Here is a 14,835-nt window from a genome sequence, read left to right on the forward strand (position 1 = left end):
GTGGCTCACCATGGAGGAGATCGAGCGTCCACCGACGCGAATGCTGACGCAGGACGAATGCTGGGAACGCCTGGCCGGGGCTCCCTACGGTCGTATCGCTGCCGCAGCGGCGGGGCAGGTGGACATCTTCCCCGTCAACCACCGGGTCGACGGACACGTCATCGTCTTCAGGACCTCGGCGGGGACGAAGCTCCTGGAGCTGACGATCCACAGCGGCATCGCCTTCGAGGTCGACGGTTTCGATGCCGAGGAAGCGTTCAGCGTGGTCGTGAAAGGTTCCGCGGAGGAGTTCGACCGAGACGGCGATGTGCTCGCCGCTGAACGCCTCGGAGTCCGTCCCTGGGCGCCCGAGGAGAAGGATCGCTGGGTGCGCATCCTGCCCGACTCCGTCGACGGCCGAGCGTTCACCCTCGCAACCTCGGAATCCTCTCCCGGCGCGGCCGGAAAGACAGCACGACTCCCTCAGTAGCCACCGACTTCGATCTGGTCGTCCACATCCGTCACGTGCGGGGAGGCCCAAGCCGCGTTCGTCGCCTGGCGACGCTCCGCCCACGACCTCACCGTTCCCGTCAACGTGACCGTGCTGCCGTCGACCGTCACGTGAATCCTCTCGGCATCGAGTTGCGCGTTCCGCGTGAGCGCATTCGAGATGCGCTCTTCGGTGTCCTCAGCGGAAGGGCGCTCCCGGAGCGTGATCATGCTGTTCACCGTGAACACACCGCGCAGATATTGCACCGCGCGCTTCGCAGCGACGCGCTGGAAATCCCAGTCGACCTCTCCGAGGAGGGTGACATCGTGCCCGCTGATCTCCGCCTTCACCGTATCCGGGACGTTCGACGACGACGCCAACGCCCGCTCGACTTCTTTCGCGATGTCGGTCTCGGTCACCGGCAACGCCGACCGCGGGTGCACCGTCAGGTCGTCGACGATCGCGCGCACGCCACGGACCCGGAGCGCTGCCTTCTTCGCTGCCAAGCGTTCCGCATAGCTTCCGACCTCGCCCGACAGCGTCACAGTCCCCGCTGCCACGGCGACACCGATGCCGGCGGCGTCCACGTCCGGTGTCCATTCGAGTTCATCGCTCACGAGGAGCTTCAGGTCCATATCTCTGTCTGTCTCAAGGGCCATGGCCTTTCCTTCCGTTCGGTGTGTAGTCGCTGCACACCGTCAGGGTCTTCCCCCGGATCGATGGAGAGCAGAGTCGTTGGTCCCACGGCCCAGCGCTCCCTCGATATGACCTTCGTCCCGAGGGCGACGGTCCGTACAAGCGATCGTGGCCGTATGGAGAACACACAGACCGACCGGATCGTCGTCGGCGTCGATGGATCCGTCTCGTCCATCGACGCATTGCGCTACGCCGCGCGCATCGCCGCAGCGCTGCACACACCGTTGGAGGCCGTGACGACGTGGACCGCACCGCCCATCGATCCCTATCTGGCCATCGAATGGTCGCCGGAGAACGACGCCGAAGAGGTCCTCGACGAGAGCATCCGCGAAGCGTTCGGAGAGAGCCCGCCTGACGGCTTGATGCGTCGGACGCTGCTCGGTTCTGCGGCGCGCACCCTCATCGGACTGAGCGAGAACTGCAGCATGCTCGTTCTCGGCAGCCGCGGGCACGGCGGGTTCGTCGGAATGCTCCTGGGATCCGTCAGCGCCGCCTGCGCGGAACATGCGCACTGTCCCGTTCTCATCGTCCATGCACGCCAGGGCATCACGCCCACGGACGCCCGCCGCAACTCGGCCGACGTCTGACGCGTCTCGCGCTGCATCCGCGAGTCGTTCCGCCGCGGTGGACGTGCGCACCGATACGCGGGAAGCTGGGGCATGAGGTTTCTCCGCGTGCTCTGGCGATATCCGGCGATCACGACGACCGTCCTCGTGTTCGTGAGCGTGCTGGTCCTCCACGCGGTCGATGCCCCGGCCCTCGGACGTTGGGTCGCCACCGGTTACGTGGCGGTGTTCGTCGTCTGGACCCTCGTCGGAATGGTGCGCGACGTACTCCGCGGCCATGTCGGCCTCGACATCCTGGCGGTGGTCGCGATGGTGGCGACGCTGGCCGTCGGCGAGTACATCGCCTCGCTCATCATCGTGCTCATGCTCTCCGGCGGAGAGGCCCTCGAGGACTTCGCCGGCCGTCGAGCGAAGCGTGACCTCTCGGCTCTGCTGGATCGGTCTCCGCGCATCGCACACGTGCTCGTGCACGCGGAGTCCGCGGAGTCGGATGAGGTCAGGGATGTGCCCGTCGACGAGGTCGCCGTCGGCGCCATACTCCTCGTGCGCCCGTCCGAGATCGTCCCGGTCGACGGCGAGCTCCTCACGTCATCAGGCACGTTCGATGAGTCTTCGTTGACCGGTGAGAGCATGCCCGTGTCACGTGAATCCGGAGACGAGGTGCTGTCCGGGTCCATCAACGGAAGCCGTGCCGTGCGGATCCGGGCCGTCCGCAGCAGCGCGGACAGCCAGTATCAGCAGATCGTGGCGCTCGTGCACGCCGCGGAAGACTCCCACGCGCCGGTGGTCCGCCTGGCCGACCGCTTCGCGATTCCATTCACCGCGGTGTCACTCGTCCTGGCAGGGACGGCCTGGGCCGTATCGGGCGAGGCATCCCGATTCGCCGAAGTCCTCGTGCTCGCGACTCCCTGCCCGCTCCTGATCGCTGCCCCGGTCGCGTTCCTCGGCGGCCTCTCGCGTGCGGCGAAGACAGGCGTGATCATGAAGGGAGGGGCCGTCATCGAGCTGATCGCCCGTGTGCGGTCGGCCGCGTTCGACAAGACGGGCACGCTCACTCAGGGCCGACCGGAGCTCGTCGACGTCCGGCCCGCGAACGGCTTCGGCGCGAATGAGGTCCTGCAGCTCGCCGCCTCGGCGGAACAGTACTCGACGCACGTGCTCGCCGAGGGGATCCGCCGCGCAGCAGAGGCGCGCGGAATCACGCTCCTCGGCGCCGCCGAAGCTCGCGAGGAGGCCACGAACGGTGTCGTCGCCGAGATCGACGGAAGAGACGTGGTGGTGGGCAAGCCCGCTTACGTGGCGGCTCTCGCGCCCGACACTGCGCGGGCGACGCTCGAGCTGAGCCAGGCCGCAGCATACGTCGCGGTCGACGGTCGCTTCGCCGGGGTGCTCGTCCTCGCCGACCATCCGCGGCCCGAAGCAGCGGCTGTCATCGCGTGGCTGCGCACACACGAGGTGGATCGCATCGTCATGCTCACGGGCGATGTCGGCCCGACGGCGGAGTCGGTGGCTCATCAGGTGGGCATCTCCGAGGTCCACGCTGAACTGCTGCCGCCCGAGAAGGTCGCTCTCGCCGCTGAGCTGCAACCGCGCCCGGTCATGATGGTCGGCGACGGCGTCAACGACGCACCCGTCCTGGCCGCCGCGGACATCGGCGTCGCCATGGGAGCCAAGGGCGCGACGGCAGCTGGCGATGCCGCCGACGTCGTGATCCTCGTCGATTCGCTGGCGAAGCTCGTCGACGCCGTCTCGATCGGTCGTCACACGCTGCGGGTCGCTCTCACCGCGATCTGGATCGGCATCGGGTTGAGCATCGGACTCATGATCGTCGCGATGACCGGGCTCATCCCCGCTGTCGTCGGGGCGCTCGTCCAGGAACTCGTCGACCTCGCGACCATCCTGTACGCGCTCCGCGCGCTGGGCGGCCCCAGGACAGTGCTCCCGGCCGCCTCCGTCTCCCCCGCACGGGCGCCGAACAGCGCGACGATTCACCTCAACGGATGACGTGAGACGCGGACTCCCGGCTCACTGGTCGAACGCGAATCCTGCCCATTCTTCGGTGGGTGGGGGCACAGTCCAGGAGACGCGGTGACAGCACCGTGGCGATTCCAGGACGATCGGTCGAAGCCGCCGGTGACGTCGCGGAGGTCATGCCAGACTGGAACCGTGACCGAGTCCAGGAAGCCAGCCGTCGTCCGTGGCTTCGCTGCCTCGTCACTCGCGATCTTCATCGCACTGGCCGGTCACGTCTCCGGCGGAGGGCAGATGCCCGGTGCCGTCGGTATCCTCGTCCCCTGGGTCTTCTCGTTCATGATCAGCGTGCTGCTCGCGGGCCGCTCGTTGTCGCTGATCCGCCTCGGCATCTCCGTCGCCGCGAGTCAGTTCCTGTTCCATGTGCTCTTCGTCCTCGGCACGGTCACCCCGTCCGGCGTCTCGACGCCGCACGCGCACGGCACACCCCTCGTGCTGCCGGCGGTGAACGGCATCCCCGAAGTCGCCACCGCTGACGCCTCGATGTGGCTCGGGCACGCGCTCGCCGGTCTGCTGACCGTGGCCGCGCTGTACCGCGGCGAACGCCTGCTGCTCGCGCTGCGCGACCTCGCGGTCCAGCTGGTGCGGTGGGTACGACGTCGTGCCGATCAGTTGCTGACTCTTCCGGCTCTTCGCGTCGCCCACCGACTCCACGGCCGGTTCGATGTCGCGCACGCATCCGATCTGGTTCTCCTCGCGACTCTGCGCGGCCGAGCCCCACCTCTCACCGCGGCGATCTGATCCGCATCCTCGGCCGGTCCCGGCCGAGTGTTGTGTCCCGCCGCGCGCATTCGATGCGCGCGGGCTCTGAACGCATGCACGCTCGTCGCTCCGGCGACGTCCGATGAGAGGCCATTCCCATGTCCCCTGTCCGCAGGATCGCGGCCGGGCTGGCGTTGGCGACGATCGCGACCCTCGCGATCGCGACGCCCGCGTCCGCCCACGACCAGCTGATCTCCAGCACACCCGCTGCCGACGAACGATTGACGACCCCGCCGGAGGACATCACGATGACGTTCTCGGGCGAGCTCCTCGTGCTCGATGAGTCTCTGACCGGGGCCGTCGTCCTGGTCGTCGATGCTTCGGGCGAGGACTGGGTCGCCGGCGACGTCACAGTGGCCGGACGCACGGTCACCGCGTCGCTCGCACCCGGGCTGCCGACCGGCGGCTACCAGGTGCGTTGGCAGGTCGTCTCGGAAGACGGTCACCCCATCGCGGGGGTCATCCCCTTCACCGTGGGAGACGCCGATCCGATGGCACAGACATCAGACACCGGCGATGCGACGGCCGCGACCGCGGACGCGTCGGAGCAGACGGATCAGAACGCAGAATCGGGCGGCGCGCTCAGAGTGCTGCTCATCGGCGCGGGCGGGGCGGCCACAGCGGTCCTGATCCTCGTGCTCATTCGATTCCTCCGCCGTCCTCGGACGGCAGCCGCACCGCCGGAGACCGGCGGCCGTGCGGCAGATGACCTGTGAAAGGCACCATTGTGAACACCACCAGAAACCTCCCCCGTCTCGCGGCCGTGATCGCGGTCTCGCTCCTCGCTCTGACCGGGTGCACTCCGGAGGCGGCACCGGTCGAGACCGAGAGCCGCCCCGCCGGTGACGTCGTCAGGATCGAAGACGCCTGGGTGAAGTCCGCCGACGAAGGCATGTCCGCCGCGTTCGGGACCCTCGTCAACACGGGCGACCACGATGCGACCGTGGTTTCCGTCACCTCTGCGGCCTCGACCATGCTCGAGTTGCACGAGACGGTCGAGAACGACGCCGGCGAGATGGTGATGCGCGAGATCGACGGCGGATTCGTGATCCCCGCCGGCGGGCAGCTCGCGCTGGAGCCGGGGGCGAACCACATCATGATGATGGACCTGACCGGCCCGCTCGCCGCGGGAACCGATATCTCCTTCACCCTCACGTTCGATGACGACTCCACCTACGAGTTCACCGCCCCCGTGAAGGACTACTCGGGCGCGAACGAGAACTACGACGGCGGCGACGAGCACGACGGTATGGATCACTGATGACGGCGCCCGTTGAGGGCGCCCGCTCCCCCCGCACCGGGTCGACCCGGCGGCAGTTCCTCCTCGGAGGAGCTGTCGCCGGTGTCGGCGCGGTCGCGGCCGTCGGAGCGGACCTCGCCCTGAATCGACCGGACGCCACGCCGGAACCCGCATCCGTGCCGATGAACGGAGACGAGACCGTGCCGTTCTTCGGCGCCCATCAGGCCGGTATCGACACCGCTGCCCAGGCCCACGGCGTCTTCGTCGGCCTGGACCTCCACGACGATGTCGACCGAGATGCCCTCGCCCGACTCATGCGACTCCTGACCGACGACGCGGCGCGCCTCACGCAAGGGCTCCCCGCCCTCGCCGACTCCGAGCCGGAACTCGCCTCGTCGCCGGCGCGCCTCACGATCACGTTCGGCGTCGGCCCGGGCTTCGTCGGGCGAGCGGGAGGTTCGACCCCCGCATGGCTCGCGCCCCTCCCCGCGTTCGGTGTGGATCGGCTGCGCCCGGAGTTCTCGGACGGCGACATCCTGCTGCAGATCGCCGGCGACGATCCCCTGACGGTGGCGCACGCCACGCGAATGCTGCTGAAGGACGCGCGCGGCTTCGCGAGCATCCGCTGGACCCAGCAGGGATTCCGTCGCGCCTATGGGACGGAGCGGCCCGGAACGACCATGCGCAATCTGTTCGGACAGGTGGACGGGACCACCAACCCGCAGCCCGGCACCGAGGACTTCGATCGCGTCGTGTGGATCGACGAGGGAGTGCTCGCCGGCGGCACCGGGATGGTGATCCGCAGAATCCGGATGGGCCTCGACAAGTGGGACCGCCTCGACCGGAGCGGACGCGCTGCTTCGGTGGGCAGGACACTCGCCAACGGCGCCCCCCTCACAGGTCGCGAGGAGTTCGACGAACCAGACTTCGAGGCGAAGACCGCGATCGGCTTCCCGGTCATCCCGCAGTTCGCGCACATCCGGCGCGCCCGCGGCGACGGGGCCGAGCGGATCTTCCGACGCGCGTACAACTACGACGAGCGGCCGGCCGGTGCGGACGTCTCGGAATCCGGGCTGCTGTTCGTCTCGTTCCAGGCCGACATCGAACGGCAGTTCATCCCGATGCAGCAGCGCCTCGACGAACTCGACCTCCTCAACGAATGGACGACCCCGATCGGGTCCGCCGTGTTCGCGATCCCGCCCGGCTGCACGGAGGGCGGGTTCATCGGGGACACTCTTTTGAGGGGACGATGATCCGGGCGTGAACGGTGCGGACGCCTGGTTCCGGAGACCGAGTCGCCGGGATCAGGTGTCCGCCGGTACGCCCGTAGGGAGCGTGCACACCCGTCGGGAGAAGCGCCGTGCTACGGCCGCCGCCCAGGGAATCCGTCCGTCAGGTGAACCGATCCGTCGAGGGGCACGCCCGGGCAGCAGCTCCCGGGCACGAAAAAACCCCCGGAAGACCGGGGGTTTGTCTGTGCGCGATACTGGGATCGAACCAGTGACCTCTTCCGTGTCAGGGAAGCGCGCTACCGCTGCGCCAATCGCGCCCGTTGGGGCTATTCAGTTTTACCGTGAGGTGGCGACGGGATTCGAACCCGTGTAAACGGCTTTGCAGGCCGGTGCCTAGCCGCTCGGCCACGCCACCGTGTGGATTGACCCCACGTGCGAAGAGTCTTCCGAAGAAGACCCTCTGCACTCGAGCGGATGACGAGACTCGAACTCGCGACCCCAACCTTGGCAAGGTTGTGCGCTACCAACTGCGCTACATCCGCATTTCGTTCCCGGTTGTCCCGGGCACTCATGAAACATTAGCCGAAGATTCCCCCTCCGCCAAACCCGCAGCGAATCTCGCGCGTGTCTCACAGAGTGGTCCGTACGGCCTCTGAGCGTCGGGTAGTATCGGTTGACGTACCCCACGGGTATGGGCGATTGGCGCAGTTGGTAGCGCGCTTCCTTCACACGGAAGAGGTCATCGGTTCGAGTCCGGTATCGCCCACCAGAGAAGCCCCGCACACCTCCCGGTGTGCGGGGCTTCCGACATTCCCAGCCCGGCGTCCAGCTTCCGCTCCCCGCCCCCGGACGCGGCCTCGCTGAGGATCGCAGCGCGGATCAGTGCCTCGCCGCGAGCTCGCTCCCGGATGCAGGCAGAACAGCCGCGCGGCGAGCCTGCACGAGCAGGAGGTACGACAGGCCGGCCAGCGCAGCCGAGACCGTCGTCACGATCCCGAGCGGCAGAATGCTCGACGCACCCGCGATGCCGACGAACGGTGCCGCGATGCCGCCGAACCCGAATCGCGCCACGCCTAGGAGCGACGAAGCCGTTCCCGCCGACTGCGGATGCTCGCTGAGCGCGAGGGTGGTCGCGGGCGGCGAGGCGATGGCCACTCCGCCGGCGAGCGTGAACAGGGCGACGAGCACAGGCCACATCGGCAGCGGCGTCAGACCTGCCAGCAGCAGCCCGAGCGCGCCGGCCGCCGTGACGACGACTCCGACCGCGAGAGTGCCCCTCACGCTCCACCGTTCCGCCGCGCGACCGGCGAGGTAGCCGCACACCATGAACCCGGCGGAGTTCGCACCGAAGGCCGCGGCATACCCCTGCGGTGTGAGCCCGTAGACGTCCTGCAGTACGAACGTCGCACCGGCGAGGTAGGCGAACAGGGCCGCATAGAGGAAGCCCTGATTCAGGACGACTCCCAGGAAGACCCGGTCGCTCAGCAGAGTACGGAAGTCGTGCAGCGCGTTGCGGAGGCCCCCTGAGCTGCGCTGCTCGACCGGCAACGTCTCCCCGAGGAGGAACACCGTGGCAGCCAGGATCGCGACGCCGGCGATGGCGAGGAAGACGAACAGGCCCCGCCAATCGGTGAAAGCCGTGAGCACGCCCCCGAGCAGTGGCCCGATGATCGCCGCCAACCCGCCGACGACCGTGAGGCGCCCGTAGAAGCGGATCAGCTGACCACCCGTGTACACGTCGCGTCCCGCGGCATTGGCGATGACGATGCCGACGCCGCCGGCAAGCCCTTGGACCAGGCGAGCGACGATCAGGAACTCGACCGTCGGGCTGGACGCACAGAGGAGCGATGTCACCGCGTACGCGACGATGCCGACCAGCAGGACGCGACGCCGCCCGAGCCGGTCCGACAGCGGTCCCGCCGTCAGCTGTCCGACCGCGAGTCCGATGAGGCACGCCGTGACCGTGAGCTGCGCGACGGAAGTCGCCGAGCCGAGGTCGCGAGTGAGCGCAGGAAGAGCCGGGAGGTAGAGGTCCATCGAGATCGGACCGAACACGGTCAGGACCAGAAGCAGTGCGGGCAGGAGCCGCCGAGAGAGCGCGACAGGTGGTGTCATGGGTTCCAGCGTCCACCGGTCCCCCGAAAAGCGGGAGTCCCCGACGAAGGGTGCACCGACAGAGAATCCCTCGTGGCGCCGATCCCTGCGCAGAATGAGAGAGCACCACCGAGACGAAAGGAGTGCCGATGGCACTGATCCTCGTGACCGGAGCGTCGACCGGGCTGGGGCTTGCCACAGCCCAGGACCTCTCCGACCAGGGGCATGACGTCGTCGTGCATGCCCGCACCTCGACCCGCGTTCCCTCCGGAGACTGGCGGGGCGCCGTGGCCGCAGACCTCTCCGACCTCGACGCCACGCGGGCTCTTGCCCTCGAGGTCGACGCCTTCGGGCACTTCGATGCCGTCGTGCACAACGCGGGCGCACTGCAGCCGCCGGATGCGGCACGAGTGAACACGATCGCCCCCTACGTGCTGACCATGCTCATGCGCCCTCCCCGCCGACTCGTCTACCTCAGCAGCTCGATGCACCGTGGCGGCACCACCGACCTGCGCGGACTGACCGATGGCACGGCGTCGTACAGCGACAGCAAGCTGTGGGTCACCGCGTTCGCCCTCTCCCTGGCGGATCGATGGCCGGACACCGCCGTCCACGCCGTCGATCCGGGCTGGGTTCCGACCCGCATGGGTGGTCCGAGTGCTTCCGACGATCTCGAGCAGGGGCATCTCACGCAAGTCCGTCTCGCAACCCAGGATGCGGCCGGCCCGCGCACTGGCGGCTACTGGCATCACCTCACGACTCAGCGTCCGGCACCAGCCGCCGCTGACCCGGCTTTCCAGGAAGCGCTGCTTGCGGCTCTCGCCGAGGTCACGCGTGTACCTGTACGGGAGCATCCGTGACACCGAGAGGTGCCCTCTCAGGGCGTCCCTTCCCGCGCGCATCGGATCTACGCTGACCTGATGGACAATCGAGCAGAGGTCCGCGAGTTCCTGATGACCCGGCGCGCCCGCGTGACCCCGGAGGCAGCCGGTCTCACCGCCGGGAGCAACCGGCGCGTCGACGGATTGCGTCGAAGTGAGGTCGCGCTCCTCGCCGGAGTCTCCGTCGAGTACTACTCCAAGCTCGAACGCGGTGCCATCGCCGGCGCTTCCTCCTCAGTCCTGGAGGCGGTGTCGCGCGCGCTCCAGCTCAACGACGCCGAGCATGCGCACCTGCTGGACCTCGCTCGCGCCGCAGACGGCATTCCCTCTTCCGGACGCGCTCGACGCCGCACGGCGAAGGCGGGAGCTCCGCGACCCAGCCTGCAGTGGGCACTGGATTCCGTGACGGGGGCGGTGGCGTTCGTCCGCGACCAGCGGCAGAACCTCATCGCCACGAATGCGCTCGGCCGCGCCTTCTATTCACCGGTGATCGGCGACGGCGGGCGGGTCCCCAACCTGGCCCGATTCCAGTTCCTCGACCCCGCAGCGCGGGAGTTCTACCCCGACTGGGATCTCTTCGCCGAGATGTGCGTCGCCGTCATCCGCGCCGAGGCGGGCCGCGACCCGCACGACAAGGGCATCCAGGACCTCGTCGGTGAGCTCTCCACCCGCAGTGAGGCATTCCGCACGCTCTGGGCCGCGCACAACGTGCGCACCCACGGTTCGGGCATCAAGCGCTTCACTCATCCGGTCGTCGGCGAGTTGACCCTCGTCTACGAAGAGCTCGCGCTCACGGCCGAGCCGGGCCAGGTGATGCTGATCTACAGCGCTGAGCCCGGCTCCCCCTCCGCCGAACGACTCCGACTCCTCGCTTCCTGGGGCGCGGACGCGACCGGGGCTACTCGAGCGGCACACGGATGACGCGGTCGTCGCCGTCTCCGGGATCGCCGCGACCGTCGGTGTTGTTCGTGAGCACCCACAGCGCACCGTCGGGGGCGACCACGACATCACGAAGCCGTCCGTAGGCCTCGGTGAAGTGCTCCGCATACGACGAGACATCGTCCAGCGGCACCTCGCGCAGCCGTTCCCCCCGCAGGTTCGCGATGAACACCGCGCCTTCCGCGATCGCGATGCCGCTCGGACTGGCGGCATCCGGCGCCCACTGCTGCACCGGGTCGATGAACTCGTCGCGATCCGCGATGCCTTCGACGACGGGCCAGCCGTAGTTCTCGCCGGGTTCGATGACGTTCAGCTCATCCCAGGTGTCCTGCCCGAACTCGCTCGCGTACAGCGTCCCGTCCTCGTCCCACGCCAGCCCCTGCGGATTGCGGTGACCGAGGCTGTAGACGGGCGATCCCGCGATGGGGTTGTCTGCCGGGACCTTGCCGTCGGGGGTTATGCGGAGGATCTTGCCCGACAGTGACCCCGGATCCTGGGCACTCTCCCGGTCGCCCGCATCTCCCACCGTCACGTACAGCGTGCCGTCGGGGCCGAAGGCGATGCGACCGCCGTTGTGATTCGACGCGGCGGCCAGGCCGTTGAGGATCGTCTCCGGCGCACCGAGGCCGAGGGAGCCGGGTGCCCCGGTGAGGGGGAAGCGCTGCACGCGGTTCTCGTCCGCGCCGGTGGAGTACGCGTACAGATACCGCTCGTGCACGGCGATTCCGAGCAAGCCGCCTTCGCCACCCGGTTCGACGCCGTCGACCACCGCCACTTCGCGGACATCGCCGTCGTCCGACACCTCGACGATCCGGGCGCTGTCGCGTTCGCTGATCAGCGCCACCCCGTCGTGGAAGGCGATCGACCACGGCGCCGCCAGATTCTCGACGATCGTCGTCTCGGTTCCGGCGGAGACCGATCCCGAGGCGTCGGGAAGCCTCGAGGGCGACGGGGGTGCAGCCCTCGGTGCACACGCCGCAAGAGCGATCGACAGGGCCGACACGACGATCCACGCGATCGGGCCGCGCCGGGACCCGTCCACCATCTCCGCTCCCCTCGCCGCACTGGTCGTCACGGTCGCCTTCGCCGGCAGACGCGAACTCCCGCTTCCTTCGAGACTAGGCGCGTGATCCACAACGCAGAAGAGGTCTTTATCTGACAACTGTCAGATAGACTGGGGGCATGGATGCGAGGTCGCGACGTTCACGGGAGAGCCTCCGTCATACGGTGCTCGAACTCGCCGGAGCGATGCCGGTCGCCGATGTCACCGTCTCCGCGATCTGTGCAGCGGCGGGTGTCACCAGAGACACCTTCTACCGGCACGCGGAGAGTCCGGTGCAGCTTCTCGCCGACGCGCTTTCCGCCGAGATCGACGCCGCCATGGAGATCCTGCCGCAGACCGATGCCATCGGCGATGGTGAACGAGCCCTCCTGGAGCACATCCGCCGACGGGCCTCGGTGTACCGCGGGGCGATGCAGCCCCTGCTGGCCGCCCCCGTCCGCAGCAACCTGGAGGCATCCATCCGTTCCGGTCTGCTGCTGTGGGCCGAGCTGCACTCGGAGATCGTTCCGCCCGTGTTCGCGGCGGACGCGTCCGCGATGCGGATCGCCGTGGCGTACGCCGCTGCGGGTACCGTGGGCGCGATCGAGGAGTGGCTGCGGAGCGACGACGACGACATCGACCGCGCCGTGAGACTGATCCTCGCGGCGTCACCGGAGTGGTGGCTGCGATGACGGCCACCGGACAAGGAGAGAACCAATGAAGGCCGCACTGTTCCACGCCAAGGAAGATCTGCGCATCGAAGAGGTCCCCGAGCCCACCCCGGGACGAGGACAGGTCAAGCTGCGCAACGCGTATGCGGGGATCTGCGGATCCGACCTCCACGTCTACTACTCCCCCGAGGCCGCGGGGCTCGACCTCGACCACCCGCACCCCGTGACGGGCTCGACACTGCCCCAGATCCTCGGCCACGAGTTCTCCGGCACGGTCGTCGAGCTCGGCGAGGGCGTGACCGGCGTCGCGGTGGGCGACCGGGTGGCCGTCTGGCCCATCTACTACTGCGGCGAATGCCCCGCCTGCCGGCGCGGCATGTTCAACGCCTGCCAGAAGATCGGCTTCCACGGGCTCAGCTCCGACGGTGGCGGCATGGCGGAGTTCACGACCGTCGACGCGACGAAGCTGCACTTGCTGCCGGAGAACGTCGATCTGCGCATGGGCGCCCTCGTCGAGCCGATGTCGGTCGCGTGGCATGCGGTCTCCCGCAGTGGCGTCGAGTCGGGCGGTACCGCGCTCATCGCAGGCGCCGGACCGATCGGCATCGGCGTGTGGTTCGCCCTGCGGGCCCGCGGCGTCGAGCGTGTGCTCGTCTCGGAGCCCGGTGCGGAGCGTCGCGCCATCATCGCAGCCCTCGGCGCCACCGTGGTCGACCCGGTGAATGAGGATCTCGCCGCCGCCGTCGCCTCCCTGACCGACAGCGAAGGCGTCGACGTCGCCTTCGATGCGGCGGGGGTGGGTGCAGCCATCAGTTCGTCGCTGGCCAGCTTGGTCCCCGGCGGCCGCGTCGTGGTGGTCGCCATCCACGAGCGCACGATGGACTTCCTCCCCACGCAGTTGGTGATGGCCGAGACCGAGATCGCCGGCGCGCTCGCGTATCTTCCCGAGGACTTCGATGCCGTGATCGAGGCCATGTCCCGTGGGGTCTACGACACGACCGGCTGGGTGCAGGAGACCCCACTCGAGAACGTCGTCGACGCGATCCACGCGCTGCGCGGCGGTGCCGGGGCGAAGATCCTCGTGCACGCCGGCTGAGGCCGGGTCGGGTGTCGGAGGGCGCGCGTAGTCTGCTTCGGTGCCGACGAAACGCGCCCTTCCGAGTCCCTGTGCGCTCTGCGGCAGCATGCAGGGAGTGCGGATCGACGGCGCCTGGTGCTGCGCCGATTGCGGGTGGCGCTACGGCGATGCCCCCGACCCCGACCTCCCTCTCCCCCGCGTCGATGTCGTCTACTACATCCGGTACGACGGCCGGGTGAAGATCGGCACCAGCAGGCGTCCCCGACAGCGCCTCGCGAGCATCCGGCACCAGGAGCTCCTCGCCTTCGAACGCGGCGACCGCTCCGTCGAGCAGCAGCGCCACCGCGAGTTCGCCGCGATACGCGAGGGCGGTGAGTGGTTCACCCTCACTGCCGAGTTACGGGCGCATGTCGCCGCGCTCCGATGCGAGGGCGACCCGTGGACGCTCTATGCGCGCTGGCTGAGCCGCGCACTGCAGGGCACCGACGAGCTCCTGTGAGCACGCATGACGATGCCGGGCGACTGCTTCGGGAAGTCCAGTCGCCCGGCATCGCGTCCGGGAGTCGATCAGGCGGTCGCGACGCGGCCCCGAGCGTTCGCGGGCTGCGGCTGCGAGAAGATCACGACGACGATCACGGCGGCACCCACGACGACGTGCGGGAGCCAGACATTGAGCGCCTCGCCCGCGAAACCGAAGATCCACGGAGAAAGGGCCAGGAACAGGCTGGCGACGATGTCGAACACGAGGTGGACCGGCATCGGGATGACGCCGAAGGGACCCCATTCGTACTTCGTGAACAGGCTGTACACGATCAGCCCGACGCCGAGGACGATGGGGATGATGACCGCCGCTCCGCCCATGCTCGCGAAGCCGAACAGCCAGGGCGCGGCGATCAGCGCGATGCCGACGATGTAGTCGAGGGCTCCGTGGACCTTGGTGGGGATGAAACGCATGATTCCTCCTTGTATGTCGCCGCTGGATGCGACTCATCACTGGTTCGAAGCCCGTGAGGGATCGGATTGCATCACCTCGCGGTGCGAGCCGATCCCGCCTGTTCGCGAGCCGGGGATAGGTGCCTTCGTATACACGGCCCGGTCCCAGCGAGCACTGCTACGGTGAGCGTGCCGGTATCT

General features: G+C 68.6%; 16 protein-coding genes and 4 tRNA genes. 13 read left to right on the forward strand and 7 right to left on the reverse strand.

Annotated features, from left to right (window positions below; all coding sequences use genetic code 11):
* Positions 1-10 precede the first annotated feature (10 nt).
* Positions 11-469, forward strand: a complete 459-nt coding sequence (locus tag OC372_RS04020) for a pyridoxamine 5'-phosphate oxidase family protein (RefSeq protein ID WP_181156201.1) — start codon at positions 11-13, stop codon at positions 467-469.
* Here OC372_RS04020 and OC372_RS04025 read toward each other — a convergent pair.
* Positions 463-1,128, reverse strand: a complete 666-nt coding sequence (locus OC372_RS04025; RefSeq protein WP_105710001.1) for a BON domain-containing protein — start codon at positions 1,126-1,128, stop codon at positions 463-465. The genes OC372_RS04020 and OC372_RS04025 overlap by 7 nt on opposite strands.
* 153 nt (positions 1,129-1,281) lie before the next feature.
* Here OC372_RS04025 and OC372_RS04030 point away from each other — a divergent pair, with 153 nt between their 5' ends.
* The 6 genes from OC372_RS04030 to OC372_RS04055 all read left to right on the forward strand — a co-directional run bounded on the left by OC372_RS04030 (position 1,282) and on the right by OC372_RS04055 (position 7,017).
* Positions 1,282-1,752, forward strand: coding sequence for a universal stress protein (locus OC372_RS04030; RefSeq protein ID WP_105710002.1), 471 nt, complete (start codon positions 1,282-1,284; stop codon positions 1,750-1,752).
* Positions 1,753-1,824: 72 nt separating this feature from the next.
* Positions 1,825-3,735, forward strand: coding sequence for a heavy metal translocating P-type ATPase (locus tag OC372_RS04035; protein WP_262000986.1), 1,911 nt, complete (start codon positions 1,825-1,827; stop codon positions 3,733-3,735).
* A gap of 162 nt (positions 3,736-3,897) precedes the next feature.
* Positions 3,898-4,503, forward strand: a complete 606-nt coding sequence (locus OC372_RS04040) for a hypothetical protein (protein WP_262000987.1) — start codon at positions 3,898-3,900, stop codon at positions 4,501-4,503.
* 119 nt (positions 4,504-4,622) lie between these two features.
* Positions 4,623-5,240, forward strand: coding sequence for a copper resistance protein CopC (locus OC372_RS04045; protein WP_105710005.1), 618 nt, complete (start codon positions 4,623-4,625; stop codon positions 5,238-5,240).
* 11 nt (positions 5,241-5,251) lie between these two features.
* The gene (locus OC372_RS04050) at positions 5,252-5,785 is read left to right on the forward strand and encodes a copper chaperone PCu(A)C (RefSeq protein WP_262000988.1); all 534 of its coding nucleotides are present in this window, start codon (positions 5,252-5,254) and stop codon (positions 5,783-5,785) included.
* Positions 5,785-7,017, forward strand: a complete 1,233-nt coding sequence (locus OC372_RS04055) for a Dyp-type peroxidase (protein ID WP_262000989.1) — start codon at positions 5,785-5,787, stop codon at positions 7,015-7,017. The genes OC372_RS04050 and OC372_RS04055 overlap by 1 nt, the downstream gene beginning before the upstream one ends.
* Before the next feature lie 224 nt (positions 7,018-7,241).
* Here OC372_RS04055 and OC372_RS04060 read toward each other — a convergent pair.
* The 3 genes from OC372_RS04060 to OC372_RS04070 form a co-directional block, all read right to left on the reverse strand.
* Positions 7,242-7,313 (reverse strand) — tRNA-Val (locus tag OC372_RS04060).
* 27 nt (positions 7,314-7,340) lie between these two features.
* Positions 7,341-7,411: transfer RNA gene (locus tag OC372_RS04065), tRNA-Cys, on the reverse strand.
* A gap of 54 nt (positions 7,412-7,465) precedes the next feature.
* Positions 7,466-7,538 (reverse strand) — tRNA-Gly (locus OC372_RS04070).
* Between the two features lie 151 nt (positions 7,539-7,689).
* On the opposite strand from OC372_RS04070, the gene OC372_RS04075 reads away from it, so the two are divergent.
* Positions 7,690-7,765 (forward strand) — tRNA-Val (locus OC372_RS04075).
* A gap of 110 nt (positions 7,766-7,875) precedes the next feature.
* Here OC372_RS04075 and OC372_RS04080 read toward each other — a convergent pair.
* On the reverse strand, positions 7,876-9,111 hold the full coding sequence (locus OC372_RS04080; protein WP_262000990.1) for a multidrug effflux MFS transporter: 1,236 nt from the start codon (positions 9,109-9,111) through the stop codon (positions 7,876-7,878).
* Between the two features lie 128 nt (positions 9,112-9,239).
* On the opposite strand from OC372_RS04080, the gene OC372_RS04085 reads away from it, so the two are divergent.
* Entirely contained in the window at positions 9,240-9,950 is a 711-nt protein-coding gene (locus OC372_RS04085; protein WP_262000991.1) for an SDR family NAD(P)-dependent oxidoreductase, read from the forward strand.
* 60 nt (positions 9,951-10,010) lie between these two features.
* Entirely contained in the window at positions 10,011-10,892 is an 882-nt protein-coding gene (locus tag OC372_RS04090) for a helix-turn-helix domain-containing protein (protein WP_262000992.1), read from the forward strand.
* On the opposite strand, the gene OC372_RS04095 is transcribed toward OC372_RS04090, so the two are convergent.
* Positions 10,870-11,955 (reverse strand): PQQ-dependent sugar dehydrogenase, encoded by a 1,086-nt coding sequence (locus OC372_RS04095; RefSeq protein WP_410054854.1) that lies wholly within the window; start codon positions 11,953-11,955, stop codon positions 10,870-10,872. The two genes, OC372_RS04090 and OC372_RS04095, sit on opposite strands and share 23 nt — an antisense overlap.
* A 137-nt stretch (positions 11,956-12,092) precedes the next feature.
* Between OC372_RS04095 and OC372_RS04100 the strand changes: the two genes are divergently transcribed.
* From OC372_RS04100 to OC372_RS04110, 3 genes are read left to right on the forward strand one after another with little or no spacing between them, the layout of a single operon-like run.
* The gene (locus OC372_RS04100) at positions 12,093-12,644 is read left to right on the forward strand and encodes a TetR/AcrR family transcriptional regulator (RefSeq protein ID WP_262000994.1); all 552 of its coding nucleotides are present in this window, start codon (positions 12,093-12,095) and stop codon (positions 12,642-12,644) included.
* Between the two features lie 25 nt (positions 12,645-12,669).
* Positions 12,670-13,719: a 2,3-butanediol dehydrogenase gene (locus tag OC372_RS04105; RefSeq protein ID WP_262000995.1), complete on the forward strand. Its 1,050-nt coding sequence runs from the start codon at positions 12,670-12,672 to the stop codon at positions 13,717-13,719.
* A 40-nt stretch (positions 13,720-13,759) separates the two neighbouring features.
* The gene (locus tag OC372_RS04110; RefSeq protein ID WP_315985385.1) at positions 13,760-14,200 is read left to right on the forward strand and encodes a GIY-YIG nuclease family protein; all 441 of its coding nucleotides are present in this window, start codon (positions 13,760-13,762) and stop codon (positions 14,198-14,200) included.
* A gap of 68 nt (positions 14,201-14,268) precedes the next feature.
* Here OC372_RS04110 and OC372_RS04115 read toward each other — a convergent pair whose 3' ends face one another.
* Entirely contained in the window at positions 14,269-14,655 is a 387-nt protein-coding gene (locus OC372_RS04115; protein ID WP_262000996.1) for an SPW repeat protein, read from the reverse strand.
* Between the last annotated feature and the right edge of the window lie 180 nt (positions 14,656-14,835).

Origin of the sequence: Microbacterium sp. Mcb102, from assembly GCF_024519805.1 — a bacterium.
In the GTDB taxonomy this organism is placed as follows: domain Bacteria; phylum Actinomycetota; class Actinomycetes; order Actinomycetales; family Microbacteriaceae; genus Microbacterium.